This is a genomic window from Flavobacterium sp. RSSB_23, assembly GCF_051547145.1.
Taxonomy (GTDB): Bacteria; Bacteroidota; Bacteroidia; order Flavobacteriales; family Flavobacteriaceae; genus Flavobacterium.
Genome location: NZ_JBPTTO010000001.1, coordinates 323,216 through 340,511 on the forward strand (window position 1 = coordinate 323,216; position 17,296 = coordinate 340,511).

A 17,296-nucleotide genomic window follows, 5' to 3' on the forward strand; every position below is an offset into this window, starting at 1 on the left:
GAAAAAGTGAATGCCCTAATTACTTTTTTTAAAAAACCTACATATTAAGTTGTATTAATAACCAATTAAATATATTTATTATGAAAAAAGTAATTTTAAGCATCTCAGCGATGCTGGTTTCGGTTTTTGGATTTGCACAAGCTAATGTAAGTAGTGTAAGTTCTACGGGAACAGGTAACATGGTTGGGGTAACTCAAGTAGGTACTGATAATGATTCAAAAGTGAATCAATCAGGAATGAATTTTGGGGATGGAGGGCATAGTAACTCAGCTATGGTTTCTCAAAATGGAAAGAAAAACAAGTCTAATGTGAAGCAAGCAGGTGACAGCAATATTGGAGATGTATTGCAAATTGGAAATAGAAACAATGCTAAGATTGATCAAGGTGTAGGATATGCAGAAACAAACACAGCAACTACATCTCAAATTGGAAACAGAAATGACTCAAAACAAACTCAAAGATTTGACAACAACATGGCTAGTGTGACACAAAATGGTGATCGTAACAATGCTACTCAAAATCAAAATTCTGGTCCAAATCAATCTCCAGGTAATACAGCAACAGCTACTCAAAATGGAGACGACAATACCTCTTGGCAAAAACAAGATGGAAGCAGTAATAATGCTACTGTAAATCAATCAGGAACGAATCATGATGCAGTTCAAGACCAAGTAGGATTAAGCAATGTTGCTTTGTCAGTTCAAAGCGGTGATAATAATACATCAAGTCAACTCCAAGCAGGCAATGGTAATGATGCCTATGTTTCTCAAGCTAATCTGAATAATTTTGCAGCACAATTGCAAGATGGAGAAGGCAACAGAGCTATTATTTGGCAAGATGAACCTGGATCATTAGGAGGTGATATGGCTTACCAATTACAAGCAGGGGATGGTAACTATGCAGCAATTGATCAAGGTACTTTTGGAAATGATTTACCTGACAGCGCTGATTTTGGAATAATTGACATCTCTGCTGTAAGTTTAGTTTCTGTACCTTTTGCTCCTCATGGTTCTAATTTAGCCGCACAATGGCAAGCAGGAAATGGAAATAGTGCTTATGCAAGCCAAGGTGGACAATTAAATCAATCTTGGAGTTTACAAGAAGGTAATGCAAACAACACCAAAAGTTTTCAATATGGTAATGGTAATTTTGCAGCATCAGGACAATTTGGTGAAGGTAATTTCTCAAGATCACTTCAAATTGGAAACGGGAACAATTCTGGTACTGGGCAATACGGAACAGGACATATTAGTGCTACTTTCCAAAATGGAACTTCAAATACTGCTTTAGTGTTGCAGTCTAACTAAAAAATAATCTTAGCTGGATGGATTGTTTACTACAATTCATCCAGTTTTTTTTAAAATTTCCCAAAATGAAAAAATTAATAGGATGTGTCGGATTATTTTTTCTTTTTCAGATCAATATTTATGCTCAATCACAAGTAGGTTTAGCTGATACTTTTACTAAAGCTGAAACACAAAAAATATTGTCAAATCAGTATGAAAAAGTAAAAAGTAGTATTGATAATAATAGTGCTGTTTACATACAACAAATTGGGAATTTTAATTCTGCAAATAGTAATATCATAGCAGATAAATCTGAAATAAGGTTTAATCAACAAGGTAACCGCAATAGTATTGTTGTTTCTAAAGATGCAATTTCAGTTCAACAAAAAATAATGCAGAATGGCAATAATAACACTGTTGTTGATTTTGGTGGTTATTCCAATCATTCTGTTTTTATGGATTTTATTCAAAAAGGGAACAATCAAAGTATTCATTCTTTTGGAACAAATTCTCTTTCAAAAGATATGAAAATAACGCAAAGTGGTAACGGTTCAACGGTTATAGTAGTCAATTTAAAATAATACTATGTCTAGATTTATTTTTTCGCTCTTTTTTATTTTTATCAATATGAGTTATGCTCAAGTAGTTCAAGATGAGATAAAAGCTAAAATCGAAATAAAAAATATTGAAGGAAATACTATTCTTACAGGTACTGCTGAGAATAGTTCAGATATTTTAAAAAGTGCGAGCTATAAATTAACTGTTATAAAAAAAAATAATATAAGTAATAATCAAACTAATAATGCTCAAGAAGGTATGTTTACTTTAAATCCCGGTGAGTTTAAAAAATTATCTTCTACTCAAATAAATATCGAAAGTGGTGATGAAGTAATTGTTATGTTAGTTTTTCTTGATGAAAGAAAGCAAATTATTAGCAAAGAAAGAGTTGTTCTTGGGGAGCAAAAAAAAAAGACAATATAAAAATACCTATTGATGGTTTTGAGTTACGAGGAGTTGTGCTCAACGAAACTAAAACACGAATTGGACAAGATTTTTATGATCGATATTATTACAAGTATAATGAAATTGGAATAAATGCTAAGAAAATTGTAGTTATTGGTGAAGAATTCACTTTTGCAAGAAATACAAAAATTATAATAAGTATTGACAATTCAATAGTTTATGAATTTATTGCTCGTCCAGATGACGAGTATTTAGAATCGGTTGCTCAAGAATCAGTAGAAGGGACTTATTATTATTTTAAAGAACTAGAAAAACAAAGCAAATATTTCATTCAATATTAATTTATTTTTTTTTACTATGAAAGCAATCTTAACCCTTCTTTTTATTGGCATAGTTTGTCCTTCTTTTTTTGCACAAAGTTTGGTTTACAAACCTAGAAACCCAGCATTTGGTGGGGATACCTTTAACTACCAATGGTTGATGAGTTCTGCTGAAAACCAAAATAAATTCAAAGATAAATCTCAAGAAAGAGTTGAAAAAACAGAACTTGAAAGGTTTACGGAGAGTTTGAATTCTCAATTATTAAATCAAATTACTAGATCTCTTTTTACCCAACAATTTGGAACTTCAGGTCTTACAGAAGGTTCCTATACTTTTGGAAGTTTATCTGTAGATATTTTTCCTTCGGAGGGTGGGCTTAGTGTAACTATTTTGGATACCAATACAGGAGAACAAACTACTGTTATAATACCTAAAAAATAGTATGAAAAGCCAAAGGTATTTACTTATGACTTTGGTCATTCTATTGACTAGTTGTGGGGCTTATTTTAATCAGCCGACAGGAGTTCAAAAAGCCGTTATAGGAGAAAACACACCAGCTACTTCATTATTGAAAAATCTTCCCAGACCTCAAGAACCAGTAGTTGTTGGTATATATAAATTTCGAGATCAAACCGGACAATATAAAGAAGCCGAAACTGGGAGTACATTTAGTACCGCCGTTACTCAAGGGGCTACTTCAATATTGATTAAGGCATTAGAGGATTCTAAATGGTTTGTTCCAATTGAAAGAGAAAATATTGGGAATTTATTGCAAGAACGAAATCTTATTCGGTCAACACGTCAAGAGTATTCTAAAAGTTCAAATCCAAATGAAGTTCAAATTACGCCTTTATTGTATGCTGGCGTTTTATTAGAGGGAGGAATAATTTCATATGATTCAAATATTTTAACTGGAGGTTTTGGGGCACGTTACTTTGGTGCAGGAGGTTCTGTAAAGTACAGACAAGACCGGGTGAGCATCTATTTGAGGATGATTTCTACAGCTAATGGTAAAATTCTTAAGTCAGTTTATGTTTCAAAAACTATACTCTCTCAAGCCATAGATCAGAGCTTGTTTCGCTATGTTAATTTTAAACGGTTATTGGAGGTTGAAACAGGTTTTACAACTAACGAGCCCGTTCATATGGCTGTTACAGAAGCTATTGAAAAAGCGGTTCATTCTCTAGTATTAGAAGGGCTAAAAGCAGGAATTTGGAAATCATCTGCACCTAAAAAAGTGGTGGATGATTATATTGCCAGTTATTCTGATGAGAAAGAAGAAGCGGAAGTCGCTTTATTACACGGTAGAGATCGATTGGAAAAAAGAGGTCGTTTTGGTATCGAAGTGACGGGAGGTGTAACTTATATGGATGGCGATTATACCAATCCAATAGCTAAACCTATGGGAAGAGGAGCTGCAAAATTTTATTTTACGCCTAATTTTTGCTTTAGTGCCTCAGCAAATGTTTTTAAGTTGGGCAATAAGAACAAACTAGATGTTGGGTATACAACTTTAGACGCTAATTTAGAATTTTTGGTTCTTCCTTATGATGCCTTAAGTCCCTATTTGTTTATTGGTACAGGTACCGGTTTCAATTCAAAATATGAAAATTTCCATTCTAAAATCCAATATGGTGGTGGTTTGGAGTATTTAGTGACTAATAATTTTGGAGTAAAATTATATGGAGAATACAATATGGCTTTTACAGATAATATTGATTACATCAGTAATGGAGTCAGAGATGATTATTATTGGAGGTTTGGCTTAGGAATGACCTATTATTTTCCTAAAAAAATAAAAGCAAAAAAACGTTAGTTTATTTAAAAACAGAAGTAAACGCTTTATACTTATTCTAAATGAGAAAATTAAATATACTATTTTTTTTATGTATGGCTTTATTCTTTGCTTGTAGTGAGGAACAAATAGATGATGCGGGTAAAGGAATTGTAAAAGGCAGAGTTGTAAACAAAGTAGGTTTTGAACCCATTGCCAATGCAAAAATATCCTCTAGTCCAGTAACAAGTACTGTATTTACAGATAGTGAAGGCTATTTTACTATTAATGATGTTCCTGCTGGAGAATATTCATTTCAGGCTCAAAAAGAAGGTTATCTAGCAAAATTTGAACCTGCAAATGTTACCTTAAACTCAACTAGTCAAATTGTATTTGAACTATCAGTGTCTTCTGTTAATAACAAAGCTCCTGATGTCCCTGTGTTAACTGCCCCAAATGATAATGCAACAAATCAATCCATAACTACAAAACTTACTTGGACCGCAACGGATATAGATAAGGACCCTTTAACTTATTCAGTTACTTTAAAAAATGCAGCTACTGATGTCACAACAACGTATACTGATTTAAAAACAGCAAGTTTAGACTTGACTAATTTAAGTTATAATACTAAATATTTTTGGCAAGTATCCGTTTCTGATGGTATCAATAAGCCAGTTAACAGTGTGACTTTTTCGTTTACTACTTTGCCTTTTCCAAATGGAAGATATTTGTTTGTTAAAAAAATAAATTCCAATAATGTAATTTTTACAGCAAACGACAACGGAGAGCAACTACAAATCTCCTCTTCAAGCAGTAATTGTTATCGTCCTCGAAGAAATAATAATTCTGGCAAAATAGCATATATAAGTTCTGACGGTTCTCAAAATCATATATATACAATGAATACCGATGGTTCATCTATAAAAAAAGTTACCAATACAGTTCCTATTGCTGGATTTAATATGGAACATGTTGGGTATAGTTGGAATGCTACAGGAAATCAAATAATTTATCCAAATTTTGATAAACTATATAAAATTAATGCTGATGGAACTGGGTTAACTCAAATTTACCAAACACCTAATGGGAAGTTTATTTCTGAATGTGTTTGGAGTAATGATGGTAGTTCTATTGTTTTAAAAGTAAATAACAACATTGGTTACGATGTCGATGTGTATGTAATAACTTCTTCTGGTGTTGTAGATTATATGGTATCAACTGGTTTAAGTGGAGCTTATAGCGGATTAGATATAAACTTTAATAAAAGTTCTATTGTTTTTGCAAGAGATGTAAGTGGCTTTCAAAATCTTGAGTATAGATTTTTAGATTCTCGAATGTTTGTATTTAATACAAATACTAAAACAACCCAAGAAATTTTATCCAAAAAGTCTTCAGGTTTTAATGATTTAGATGTGAGATTCTCTCCTAATCAAGCAGAAGTAATTTTTGTAAATACTTCAAATGATGGAATCTCTACAAAAAACATACAAAAAGTTAGTTTGTCTGATTCAGATTCAAGAACAACCGTTTTTACAGGTGCTTATATGCCTGATTGGAAATAAATACCACTTCATTTTTAATTTTGTTTTTTAAAACCGATATGATTTTATAATCTATCGGTTTTTTTATACTATTTTGTTTTTTTGTCGTTAATAAGAAGGAATTTATGTATGAAATAGTAAATTGGGTTTTAGGTAAATCTAATTTAGAATTTTCAATTAAGTGTTTCACTATATCTTAAATTTATGCTTATACGATGTTTTTTATTATTGTTCAGTATTAACTTTTTCACATTATCAGCTCAGGACAAATTAGTTTTTTTTTTAATTCTAATGAGGATGTGATTAATGAAGAATCCCAAAAGAATTTCAATGCTTGGCTTTCCAATGCTAAAGAAATTGAAGTAACCAATATTCAGGGGTATTGTGATAGTATTGATAACAAAATTTATAATATGCATTTGTCGAAGAGAAGAGTTGATAATGTCCTGTCTCTTTTGAAGACAAATAAGGTTGTGCTGAGTAAAAACATACAATTGAGTTCACTTGGAGAAGATTTTCTTCAATCCAATATTCTGAGTGAAAATCGAAAAGTTGAAATTTTATTTCATAAAGTCCAACCATTACCAATTAAAAAGGAAGAGCATAAAATATCAGCTATTGAATTCAATTTAAGTAAGGCTTATGTCGGTGATTTGTTAAAATTAGATAACATTAATTTTTTAAATCTAAGTGACCAATTATTGCCCGAGTCTAAACCAGCTCTTTTGGAGTTAATTTCTGTTATGAAAAAGAATAAAGATTTAGAAATTGAAATTCAAGGTCACATATGTTGCCAGAAAAAGGAGGGAAAATATGATGTTTCGGAGGCAAGGGCCAAGAGAATCTATGATATCTTGATTGAAAACGGAATTGAAAAAGTGAGGCTTTCGTATAAAGGATTTGGGAGTAAAAAGCCTATTTATCCATTGCCTGAGAAAGATGAATATGAAAGAATCGCCAACAGAAGAGTTGAGATTTTGATTGTAAAAAAATAGTCGAATAAATCCTAAATACTGATTCTTAATTCCTAAATCAAATTAGTATCTTTGCACCACATCAACACAAACTAATTTCATGAGTTCAGATACTTCTAAAAGATATGCACAACGCGGTGTTTCGGCATCCAAAGAAGATGTGCATAATGCTATTAAAAACATCGATAAAGGTTTATTCCCACAAGCATTTTGTAAAATTGTCCCTGATTACCTTACCCAAGATAAAGACTATTGCTTGATTATGCATGCCGATGGAGCAGGAACTAAATCCTCTCTAGCGTATATGTATTGGAAAGAAACTGGGGATATTTCTGTTTGGAAAGGCATTGCGCAAGATGCATTAATTATGAATATTGATGATTTATTGTGCGTTGGTGCTACTGACAATATTTTACTTTCTTCCACTATCGGAAGAAACAAAAATCTAATTCCTGCTGAGGTGATTTCGGCGATTATTAATGGTACTGAAGAATTAATTCAGGAACTGGCTACTTTTGGGGTGACCATTCATTCTACCGGTGGTGAAACGGCCGATGTAGGTGATTTAGTTCGCACCATTATTGTTGATTCTACGGTTACCGCACGGATGAAACGTTCCAAAGTAATTGATAATGCCAATATTCAAGCTGGTGATGTTATCGTTGGTTTGGAATCTTTTGGTCAAGCGACTTATGAAAAAGAATACAACGGAGGAATGGGAAGTAACGGATTAACTTCTGCCCGTCACGACGTTTTCGAGAAATACTTAGCGGCCAAATATCCTGAGAGTTTCGATGCCGCTGTTCCTTCAGACTTGATTTATTCTGGACAAGTAAAACTAACTGACGCTGTAGAAAATTCACCAATCGATGCAGGTAAATTGGTCTTATCACCAACTAGAACTTATGCGCCGATAATAAAAGCTATTTTAGATAAATATTCTGCTAACGAAGTACACGGAATGGTACACTGTAGCGGAGGAGCACAAACCAAAATCTTGCATTTTGTCAATAATTTGCACATCATAAAAGACAATTTATTCCCAGTACCGCCTTTGTTTCAATTGATTCAAGAGCAATCCAAAACGGATTGGAAAGAGATGTATCAAGTATTCAATTGTGGACACCGAATGGAGTTATACGTGCCAGAAGCTATTGCACAAGACATAATTGCGATTTCAAAATCGTTCAATGTCGATGCGAAAATTGTAGGTAGAGTAGAAGCCTCAGATGCCAAGAAACTAACCATCAACAGCGAATACGGTACTTTCGAATACTAAAAAAAGGTTTAATCGTTTAACTGCTTAACCGATTAAACCTTTAAACAATAAAACTCTTAAACAGTTAAACTTTTCCCTATGTACGAACTACTTTTTTGGCGCTATCAAGAGGGCATTTACCTCAATCATCATTTGGTTTACGAAGCCTTGGTCGAGCAAGAAATCGTTGAGGGTTTAGAAGATTTACCTGTTGAGGTTATTTTGAATCGGTTGAATAGTGTTTTCGCTACTTGGGAAAAAGTAGACGACAGCAGTTGGAAAAACACCAAAGGCAAAGGCGCTTTTCAAGTCAAAACCACTCCACAAAGCATTCAAATTGACTGCTATGGCACCGATGGAAAAACGATGAATCTATTGGCTGACACCCTCGAAGAGTTCAAATGTCCAGTTTATGACCCTCAAGTTCCCGTTCGCTACGACGAGTTCAATGAATAATTTATAGGAGCTATTTCCAGCGCTCCGTTACAAGTCCTCACAAAAAAAATGATTTTTCTACATTCTAAAAGGAGCTTCTGTTAGTCGCTCTTTTAGAAAAAGAAAAATCAATTTTTTTTGCTCCGGGCTTTCCACTACGGTCTGGGCTAAGTAGGTCGCTACATAGTTTTGATTATTTTTGATGGTTTTTTAAGGTTGATACAACGCTTAAAGTTTTATCTTTAAAGCTAATTCAGTACTATGAACCTTAATTTGTTTTCCAACGCTATTTTAGAAAATGACCGTGTGCAGTTACGCCCGCTAGAAATGGATGATGTTACTCATTTATTGCCCATTTCTCTACACGAACCCGAAACTTGGGAATTCTCGTTAGTAAAAGCCGATGGTCAGGCCAATCTCGAAAACTATATTCAATTAGCCTTGAAGGCAAAGGAAACGCAGAAAGAATTTCCCTTTATCGTTTATGATAAACAATTGGGAAAATATGCTGGAAGTACTCGTTTTCATGATATCAACTTTGAATTCAAAACGCTGCAATTGGGCTACACTTGGTATGGTAAAGATTTTAGAGGAACGGGACTCAACAAGCATTGTAAATATTTGTTGCTTCGTTTTGCTTTCGAGACTTTAGGAATGGAGCGCGTAGAATTTAGAGCTGATGCCAATAACCAACGCAGTATTGCGGCGATGAAGCGTATTGGTTGTACGGTGGAAGGTGTTTTGAGAAGTCATATGCCTACACATACTTCCGAAATACGAAGAGATAGTATTATTTTGAGTATTTTGAAGGACGAATGGTTTGATAAGATAAAAATGAGTTTGGAGCAACAATTGTAATCTCTCTCCAAAAAGACAGGATGTTGTTCTTTAGCCCCGATTGCAGTGAAAATCCTTTGCTGCCGGGGTTCGGCAGCAAAGATTGCAACGGAAAGCGGGACGATGTAGCCTGATAAAGCCTTATGTTGCTGCTCCTGATATAAAATAATGTTTCGATATTATTTTTTGGAATTGGGTGGTTATCCCAAAAAATGGAAATACCTTTGCGCTTTAGTTATACAATTTAAACACACTTTCATATGAAAATAAATTTAAAAAGCGGGATTGAACAGCTTTTGTTCGGGATGAAACAAAATGATGTGACCGCCATTTATGGTAAGCCAGACCGCAATTACAAAGACGAAGATGATAACGTGATTTTGGTGTACAACAAATTGAAAATGCGTTTGACTTTTTATCAAGAAGAAGAGTTGAGATTGGGCTATATCGTGGCTTCAAGTCCAAAATTAGAATTGTTTGGTAATTTGATTATTGATAAACCAATTGCATCGGTTAAAAAAGACTTGGCTGCAAAAGGAATAACCAAATTCACACAAGAAGAATTTGATACGTTTGAAAATTACTTCAACGAAGAGAATTGGTTTATCCTACAAACCGAATTTGAAGAAGTAGTAAAGTTTGAGATTGGTGCGATTATCAATCAAAAAGACGAATTTGACTGGAAATTTGGAAAGAAATAAGCCTTTCTAAAGCATAAAAAAAACCGATAACTTTTACTTGTTATAGGTTTTTTTGTTTTGTCCCAAAAAGAATTACTTCGTTTCTGGTTTTTTATCCATTATTTCTAATTCGAATACAAGATTAGCATTAGGTGGAATTACTCCGCCAGCACCTCTTTCGCCATAGCACAAATTAGATGGCATAATAGCAATCATTTTTTCTCCTACATGTAACAAGCTCAACGCTTCAATAAATCCAGGAATCATTCCTTCTTTTTTGCCTGCTACGAACGGGAAAGGTTGGTAGCCATTTTGAGCGGCGCGGTTCGCATCGAATTTTCCGTAAGCTTTGTTCACCTCTTCGTAGCTACTGTCAAACATATTTCCATCTTCAAAATAACCGGCGTAGTGAAAATAAATGGTCGACCCATCAACAGGTTTTACATCGCTTCCTTTTTGAATAACCTGATAGATTACTCCTGAAGGCGTTTTTGTTCCTGATGCTCTAACTGAGCTAATGTAATCGGCTTTAGCTTTTATAACTGGACCAAATTTTGCTTCATAGGCTTTTATGGCTTCTGCTTCTAAAGCGGCTTTTTTGGCTTTATTTTCGGCATCAATAGCGGCTTGCTTTTTGGCATCCTCTGCTTTATTGGCATAATAGTCTGTGAAAACTTTAGCAGCATTGAATTTTTTAGCCAAAGCGCCTTTGCGTGTAATGGTAACCTTAGTAATTACATCGTTTTGTTCAATAGCATTTACGACATTCATTCCTTCAGTAACGTGACCAAACACAGTGTGTTTTCCGTCTAACCAAGGCGTGTCTTTGTGTGTAATAAAGAATTGGCTTCCGTTGGTAGCGGGACCAGAATTCGCCATAGATAAAATACCGCCTTTGTCGTGTTTCAAATCGGTAAATTCGTCTTTGAATTTGTATCCTGGGTCACCAGAGCCATTACCTTCTGGGTCACCACCTTGAATCATAAAGTCTTTGATTACTCGGTGGAATTTTAATCCGTCATAAAATGGTTTTCCTTTTAATTTTTCCTTGTTTACATAAGGATTAGTTCCTTCTGCTAAACTTACAAAATTAGCTACAGTAACCGGAGTTTTTTGAAATTCAAGCGCCAAAACAATGGTTCCTTTATTGGTTTCGATTGTAGCAAATAATCCTTCTCCAGGTGCAACTTTTGTTGGATTAACAGCGGCTTTCGCTGCTGGTTTTTTAGCAGGAGTGGCTACTTTTTTTACTTGTGCATTGATGCTTACTATCCCGAAGAATAACAAAAAAAGCAATTTTGATTTCATTTGTATTGATAGTTTTTTAATTAGTTTTAAGTTCTTAGTAATTAGTCCTTAGTTTTTACTCCGTAGTACTTAGCTGTTGTAAATAGTGCTTGGTAATAGCTAATTACTAATCACTATGGACTAGACTATTCACTAAATACTACATTTTCTCTAATAACTCAATTTCGAAAATAATGTTAGCATTTGGTGGAATTGGTCCTACACCTTGAGCACCATATCCTAAATTAGATGGAATGAAAATGGTAGCTTTTTCACCAAATTTTAATTTTTCAATTCCTTCGATAAATCCAGGAATCAGACCGTCTTTTTTACCATATTCAAAAGGAATTGGTAAGTATTGTTTGGCTGCGGCACGAGCGGCATCAAATTTTCCGAAAGTTTTTGAAACACTTTCAATGCTACTATCAAATAAAGTTCCGTTTTCTAAAAATCCTGCATAGTGAATGTACACATTGGCACCAACAGCAGGTTTTTTACCATTACTTTTTTGAGTGATTACGTATTCTAAACCTGTATTGGTTTTGGTAGCTTTTGCTTTCAATGCTTTGAAATCACCTACTTTCTGGTCTTGTACGGCTTTGAATTTTGCATTATAAGCGTCTAATTCGGCTTGTAGTTTTTTCTGATTTTCAGCTTCAACAATATAATAATCGTGGAATGTCTTTACAGCATTGAATTTTTTTGCAGCTTCACCATTTCTGATGATGGTCACTTTTTTCATAAAGTCACCTTGCTTGATTTGGTTAACCACTTCCATTCCGTTGCCTACAACTTGACCAAAAATAGTGTGTTTTCCGTCTAACCAAGGCGTTTCTAAATGCGTGATAAAAAATTGGCTACTATTGGTTGTCGGTCCATTATTGGCCATTGCCAAAACACCACCTTTGTCAAATCTAAACTCACAAAATTCATCTTTGAATTTGTAACCTGCATCACCAGAACCAGTTCCTAAAGGGTCTCCAGTTTGAATCATAAAATCTTCGATAACGCGGTGGAATTTTAAACCATCATAATACGGGCGATTTTTCAAATTGGGGTCGGTAATGAATTCATTGGTTCCTTCGGCTAGTGTTACAAAATTAGCTACCGTAATAGGTGCTTTGTCATACGCTAGTTGTAAGATGATATCACCTTTGTTGGTTTCAATTTTAGCGTATAGACCATCAGGTAAATCGTTTTTTTCTTCATTTTTACAAGAGAAGAAAGTCGTTAAGACTAGTAATCCAAGAACAATTCTTTTTTTCATTTTAATAAATTGATTTTAGGTTTTTTATTGATTTAGGGTATCTTTTGCAATCGTTTGTTGTTTTAATAAAGCTTTGGCTCTAAGCATTTCTTGTTTTTTAAGTTCGGCTTCGGGCATAAAATTTCGTAAAGTTACGGTGCACAATAGTGGGACGTTAGTGCCAATTTTTTTATTGTCACCGTGATAGCCGTATCCCATATGTGAAGGGAATAAGAACACAAAAGTTTCTTTTTTACGCATCAATTTTATTCCATCTCTTAGTCCCATCATAATGTTTTGTTTGTCCACATAATAGGTTTGAGGCTGTGTTTCTTCCTTGGTGTAAATTATGTTTCCTTTCAAATCTTTTACTTCGTAATCGTAAAAAGCTACATCTCCTTTCTTAGGAGTAAGCGTATCTAGCGTATTTCTTTTCGAAAAATGATACCAATATCCTTTTTTGGAAGCCAAGAATTCTATTCCAGCATTTTTTTTGATAACCGCTTGAATTCGGTCTTCTTCTGAAGCTACTAGTTTTTTATTTCTTTCAATCGATTTTTTCATAAAACTTCCTGAAGCTTGCGAAAGTGGTCTGCGGGCTTCTTGGTTTTGTTCACAACTCCAAAGAAAGCAAGCGAATAAAACGACTAAAAGACTGTTTTTTATACTGTTCATACGATTATAGATTAAGTTGATGTACCAATTCTTCAAATTTAGCTACAGTAGCACTGAGCGATTCCTCAGATTTTCCTCCTGCGGCATTGATGTGGCCTCCGCCATTAAAATGGTTTCTAGCAAATTCATTGACATCAAAATCACCTTGAGAACGGAAAGAAATTTTGATGATTTTTTCTTCTTGATTTTCAATAAAAATAGCCGAAAATACAATTCCTTTGATGCTCAATCCATAATTGACAATGCCTTCGGTGTCGCCTTTTACAAATTGAAATTCATTCAATTCGGCTTGGGTAAGGGTAATATAAGAAGTTTGTTTCTCGGGAATCAATTGCATATTCTGCAAAGCTCTTCCCAATAGTTGCAAACGATTGTAGGAACTATTATCAAAAAGCAAAGTTGGAATAACAGTATTTTCTACTCCCAAATCAATCAAATCGGCCACAATTCGATGCGTGTTTCCTGTTGTTTTTGGAAAACGAAAAGACCCTGAATCCGTCAAAATACCTGTGTAGATGCAAGTTGCAATAGTTTTATCAATACTTGATTTTTGACCTAAATAGGTAATGAAGTTGTAAATCATTTCGCAAGTAGAACCAAATTGCGTATCCGAATACATTACAGCGGCATATTCATCAGGTTTTTGATGATGGTCAATCATAATGAATGGAACGGTCAGTGTTTTCAAAACCGTTTCCATTTCACCTGTACGATGTAAGGCGTTAAAGTCTAAAGTAAAAACTAGTTCCACATCATTTAAAATGGCAGTACATTTTTCTCTTTCTTTTTCATAAACTTCCACCGTTTCAGAACCCGGCAACCAAGCCAGAAAGTCTGGAAATTCATTGGGAGCCATCACAACTGGTTGGTGGTTGTTTTTAAGTAGAAAATGATACAGCGCCAAAGTAGAACCCATAGCATCGCCGTCTGGCCCTCGGTGTGGAATAATGGCAATTTTTTTTGGTGTTGCTAATAACTCTTGAACTGCTTGAATATCTTGTATTGTCATTCGTAATTTTGATTTTTTTAAAGAACACCAATTAACTGCTTCGCCTTTTCATTTTTGACCAGATTGTTTAGTTATTGGTGTTGAACTCCATTAGAGGTTATGTTCATTTCATAAGTTGCGAAATTACATTTTTTTATCTAATGTAAAAATCATTAAGAGTTATTTGGGATTTTAACGAAACGGAAGTTTTCTTCTAATGTTCTCATACAAAACTGCCTTTGGCCCTTTTACAATTTGCGATTTATAAATCCCTACTGCTCCTGAGCAAAAATAGGCAATGATACACGCCAAAGCTATGTAAGCGCCACTTTCTAAACCAAAAAGCTCTATTCCCATTAAGCTACAAGCAATAGGTGTATGCGTGGCACCAGAAAAAACAGCCACAAATCCCATTCCTGCCAAAAGTGCAATAGGCATTGGAATAACAAGCGACAAAGTACTTCCTAAAGTAGCGCCCACAAAAAACAAAGGTGTTACTTCTCCTCCTTTAAAGCCAGTACCTAAGGTAAAACCAGTGAATAGAATTTTCAATAAAAAAGCATACCAAGGATTTGCCGTACTAAAAGCGTCAACAATCACTGGTACTCCTAATCCAATATAAGGTTGCACCGAAAAATTAAAAATCACCAAAGCCAAAATACAACCACCCACCAAAGGTCGAAAAGGCGCGTAAGCAATCGTTCTGCTAAATAAATGACCCCAAAAGTGAGTTGAACGCGAAAAGAGTAGTGCGGCAAGTCCAAAAAGAACACTGGCGAAAACCGTCCATAAAATAGTTGCAAGTGAAAATTCAGGCACAATCGGAATGCTGTAGTGAGTGTGTGCCACTGGCCATAATTCAACAGTATAATAGGCTGCGTAAGCCACCGCAAAAGATAAAAATACGGTCTTAAAAGTTACTTTTTTAAAACTCAGTACTTCCATAGCAAAGAGCGCACCCGCAATTGGTGTTCCAAAAACAGAAGCAAAACCCGCACTGATTCCTAGAACCAACATTGTTTTTCGGTCAATAACAGCCCATTTGGACCAGCGTTGCATTCCGTCTGAGATTGCGGCTCCCATTTGCACCGCAGTGCCTTCGCGTCCCGCAGAACCTCCAAAAAGATGAGTAAGTAAGGTGGTAATCAAAACCAAAGGCGCCATTCTGAATGGAATAGTTTGTTGCGGTGTGTCGTATTCTTCCAAAATTAAATTATTGCCCTTGACCACCGATTTACCGTAGTAATGGTACAACAACCCAATGGCAAATCCACCCAAAGGCAAGAATACAATTATCCAGAAGTTAGCTGTCCTTATTTGTGTAACTTTTTCTAAAGCCAACAAAAAAATCGCAGATGCCGACCCAGAAAAAACGCCTAGCACTACACAAACGAAAATCCATTGGAGTAGCGTAAGCCCTTTATTTTTTATCGCGTCAAAAGTCATAGTGAGAATCAAAAGCAAATGATGTTGCTAATGTAAGCATTCAATATAAATTTTGAGCACTATTCAGCCGCAATAGCCGTAAATTCAATTTCAACCAAATATTCTGGCGCGACCAATTGATTAATACCATAAAAACCAGTCGTAGGTTTCACCTCTTTAAAGAAAGCCGAGTGTGCTCTCGCCACATCCTCAAAAGTGCTAACATCGGTAGTAAAAATGCGCGTTCGAATCACATCTTTCATTCCCACATTCAAATCCTCCAAAACTTTTTCAACCCTTTCGAGTATGTTCAGCGTTTGCGCATACGCATCATTTGCCTTCACTTTTTCACCATCCACAATCGCTACAGTCCCCGAAACTTCTATGATGTTTCCAATGCGAACCGCACGGCAATACCCCATTTTATCCTCCCAAGGTGAACCTGTCAAAATATTTTGTCTTTTCATTTTCCTAATTTAAAATTACTTTTTGGTTATAATAGAATAACAAAACTAGGCAATCATCGTTCAATAAAAAAACGATAACCATACGTTAAAAGTTACATTTGTTTCTTTTTTTGGAGCAGTAACAAAGCACATTTTTGCCATCATCGTCCCGTGATACGCTATATCTTTGCCGCCGAACCCCGGCAGCAAAGGATGACGCTCCTCCCGGGGCTAGCAGGAAATAAAGAGTGTTTTTGTATGCATCGTTCAATATATTTCTAGGAACATCGATAACATACTTGGAAAATACCTATTAAATGTTAAGATATTTCTAATACCTTAGTATAAAATAAGAAATAAGTTAGTTTTGTAAACAGAAAGGGATTCTTCCTTTGCAATCAATCGAAATTACAAAAGCATCTTAGCGAATGAAACATTTTCTATTCCTTTTTTTATTCTTGGTTTTGGCATTCAAAGGAAATGCTCAAGCAGAGTTTGGTCCAAAATTCAAACCCATTCCGCCAGCTAAATTTCCTGCAGCACCAAAGAAAAAAGTAATTCCTCCCGCCGAGCTGCCCAAAATAGAACAACCCAACGTTTTTAATTCGCCAGAAAATCCCAATAAAGCATCCACAACCATAACAAAGTCGAATGATGTAGATATGTTTCCCAAAGAGAAGTTTATCAATGTGGGCGAGGAGTACTTAAAAAAGATGCAAAAAGACGTCGATAAAACGTTGAACGAAAATAATATGCCTTTGCTTCGTCGCAATTTCGATTTCGGTCAAATCAATACCAAATCCAAATATGTGATTGTAAGAGTTCGAGATTTTATTTATGTAGATGGCGATTTACTTCGAATATATCAAAATGCGACGATACTAAAAGAGCAGGTTTTTCTCGGGGACTCTTTTACCGATATCAAAATTTTATTGGGTGAAGGCTTTAATAAACTGGATTTCGAGGCGCTAAATACAGGAACTAGTGGTGGTAACACCGCCGAAATCATCATTATCGACGACCAGAAAAAAGTACTTTCTAAAAATTATTGGGACAACTTAGCTACTGGTTTTAAGGGAACTATACTCTTGGTGAAGGAATAAGATTTCATTCCTTTTTGCAAAATAAAAATTTTTCAAAATTCAATTTTTCAATTC

At 34.9% G+C, this 17,296-nt stretch carries 19 protein-coding genes; 13 read left to right on the forward strand and 6 right to left on the reverse strand.

Annotation, left to right across the window (positions count from 1 at the left end):
* Nucleotides 1-80 precede the first annotated feature (80 nt).
* From ACSVH9_RS01460 to ACSVH9_RS01515, 12 genes are all read left to right on the forward strand, one after another.
* A complete protein-coding gene (locus ACSVH9_RS01460; protein ID WP_438062150.1) occupies nucleotides 81-1,307 on the forward strand; it encodes a hypothetical protein in 1,227 nt (408 codons plus the stop codon).
* A gap of 65 nt (nucleotides 1,308-1,372) precedes the next feature.
* Complete coding sequence (locus ACSVH9_RS01465) at nucleotides 1,373-1,867, forward strand: hypothetical protein (protein WP_438062151.1); 495 nt, start codon at nucleotides 1,373-1,375, stop codon at nucleotides 1,865-1,867.
* A gap of 4 nt (nucleotides 1,868-1,871) precedes the next feature.
* A complete protein-coding gene (locus ACSVH9_RS01470) occupies nucleotides 1,872-2,267 on the forward strand; it encodes a hypothetical protein (protein ID WP_438062152.1) in 396 nt (131 codons plus the stop codon).
* Nucleotides 2,268-2,302: 35 nt separating this feature from the next.
* Nucleotides 2,303-2,590 (forward strand): CsgE family curli-type amyloid fiber assembly protein, encoded by a 288-nt coding sequence (locus ACSVH9_RS01475; protein WP_438062153.1) that lies wholly within the window; start codon nucleotides 2,303-2,305, stop codon nucleotides 2,588-2,590.
* A 16-nt stretch (nucleotides 2,591-2,606) separates the two neighbouring features.
* Entirely contained in the window at nucleotides 2,607-3,011 is a 405-nt protein-coding gene (locus tag ACSVH9_RS01480) for a curli production assembly/transport component CsgF (RefSeq protein WP_438062154.1), read from the forward strand.
* A gap of 1 nt (nucleotide 3,012) precedes the next feature.
* Nucleotides 3,013-4,386, forward strand: coding sequence for a CsgG/HfaB family protein (locus tag ACSVH9_RS01485; RefSeq protein ID WP_438062155.1), 1,374 nt, complete (start codon nucleotides 3,013-3,015; stop codon nucleotides 4,384-4,386).
* 41 nt (nucleotides 4,387-4,427) lie between these two features.
* Complete coding sequence (locus tag ACSVH9_RS01490) at nucleotides 4,428-5,909, forward strand: carboxypeptidase regulatory-like domain-containing protein (RefSeq protein ID WP_438062156.1); 1,482 nt, start codon at nucleotides 4,428-4,430, stop codon at nucleotides 5,907-5,909.
* Between the two features lie 248 nt (nucleotides 5,910-6,157).
* On the forward strand, nucleotides 6,158-6,883 hold the full coding sequence (locus ACSVH9_RS01495) for an OmpA family protein (RefSeq protein ID WP_438062519.1): 726 nt from the start codon (nucleotides 6,158-6,160) through the stop codon (nucleotides 6,881-6,883).
* A gap of 79 nt (nucleotides 6,884-6,962) precedes the next feature.
* Complete coding sequence (locus ACSVH9_RS01500) at nucleotides 6,963-8,141, forward strand: AIR synthase related protein (protein WP_438062157.1); 1,179 nt, start codon at nucleotides 6,963-6,965, stop codon at nucleotides 8,139-8,141.
* 78 nt (nucleotides 8,142-8,219) lie between these two features.
* The gene (locus ACSVH9_RS01505; protein WP_024981137.1) at nucleotides 8,220-8,576 is read left to right on the forward strand and encodes a hypothetical protein; all 357 of its coding nucleotides are present in this window, start codon (nucleotides 8,220-8,222) and stop codon (nucleotides 8,574-8,576) included.
* 240 nt (nucleotides 8,577-8,816) lie between these two features.
* A complete protein-coding gene (locus ACSVH9_RS01510) occupies nucleotides 8,817-9,413 on the forward strand; it encodes a GNAT family N-acetyltransferase (RefSeq protein ID WP_438062158.1) in 597 nt (198 codons plus the stop codon).
* 239 nt (nucleotides 9,414-9,652) lie between these two features.
* The gene (locus ACSVH9_RS01515; RefSeq protein WP_024981135.1) at nucleotides 9,653-10,093 is read left to right on the forward strand and encodes a hypothetical protein; all 441 of its coding nucleotides are present in this window, start codon (nucleotides 9,653-9,655) and stop codon (nucleotides 10,091-10,093) included.
* Nucleotides 10,094-10,165: 72 nt separating this feature from the next.
* Here ACSVH9_RS01515 and ACSVH9_RS01520 read toward each other — a convergent pair whose 3' ends face one another.
* The 6 genes from ACSVH9_RS01520 to ACSVH9_RS01545 form a co-directional block, all read right to left on the reverse strand.
* Nucleotides 10,166-11,380, reverse strand: coding sequence for a peptidylprolyl isomerase (locus ACSVH9_RS01520; protein WP_438062159.1), 1,215 nt, complete (start codon nucleotides 11,378-11,380; stop codon nucleotides 10,166-10,168).
* 139 nt (nucleotides 11,381-11,519) lie between these two features.
* Entirely contained in the window at nucleotides 11,520-12,626 is a 1,107-nt protein-coding gene (locus tag ACSVH9_RS01525) for a peptidylprolyl isomerase (RefSeq protein ID WP_438062160.1), read from the reverse strand.
* Nucleotides 12,627-12,650: 24 nt separating this feature from the next.
* Nucleotides 12,651-13,280: a gliding motility-associated peptidyl-prolyl isomerase GldI gene (gene gldI / locus ACSVH9_RS01530; RefSeq protein WP_438062161.1), complete on the reverse strand. Its 630-nt coding sequence runs from the start codon at nucleotides 13,278-13,280 to the stop codon at nucleotides 12,651-12,653.
* Between the two features lie 4 nt (nucleotides 13,281-13,284).
* Nucleotides 13,285-14,289, reverse strand: coding sequence for a DHH family phosphoesterase (locus ACSVH9_RS01535; RefSeq protein ID WP_438062162.1), 1,005 nt, complete (start codon nucleotides 14,287-14,289; stop codon nucleotides 13,285-13,287).
* A 171-nt stretch (nucleotides 14,290-14,460) separates the two neighbouring features.
* Entirely contained in the window at nucleotides 14,461-15,726 is a 1,266-nt protein-coding gene (locus tag ACSVH9_RS01540; protein WP_438062163.1) for a chloride channel protein, read from the reverse strand.
* 47 nt (nucleotides 15,727-15,773) lie between these two features.
* A complete protein-coding gene (locus ACSVH9_RS01545; RefSeq protein ID WP_298295092.1) occupies nucleotides 15,774-16,160 on the reverse strand; it encodes a RidA family protein in 387 nt (128 codons plus the stop codon).
* A 407-nt stretch (nucleotides 16,161-16,567) separates the two neighbouring features.
* Here ACSVH9_RS01545 and ACSVH9_RS01550 point away from each other — a divergent pair, with 407 nt between their 5' ends.
* Nucleotides 16,568-17,242 carry a hypothetical protein gene (locus ACSVH9_RS01550; protein ID WP_315175485.1) on the forward strand — a complete coding sequence of 225 codons (675 nt, stop codon included), beginning with the start codon at nucleotides 16,568-16,570 and terminating at the stop codon, nucleotides 17,240-17,242.
* The last annotated feature ends 54 nt before the right edge of the window (nucleotides 17,243-17,296 follow it).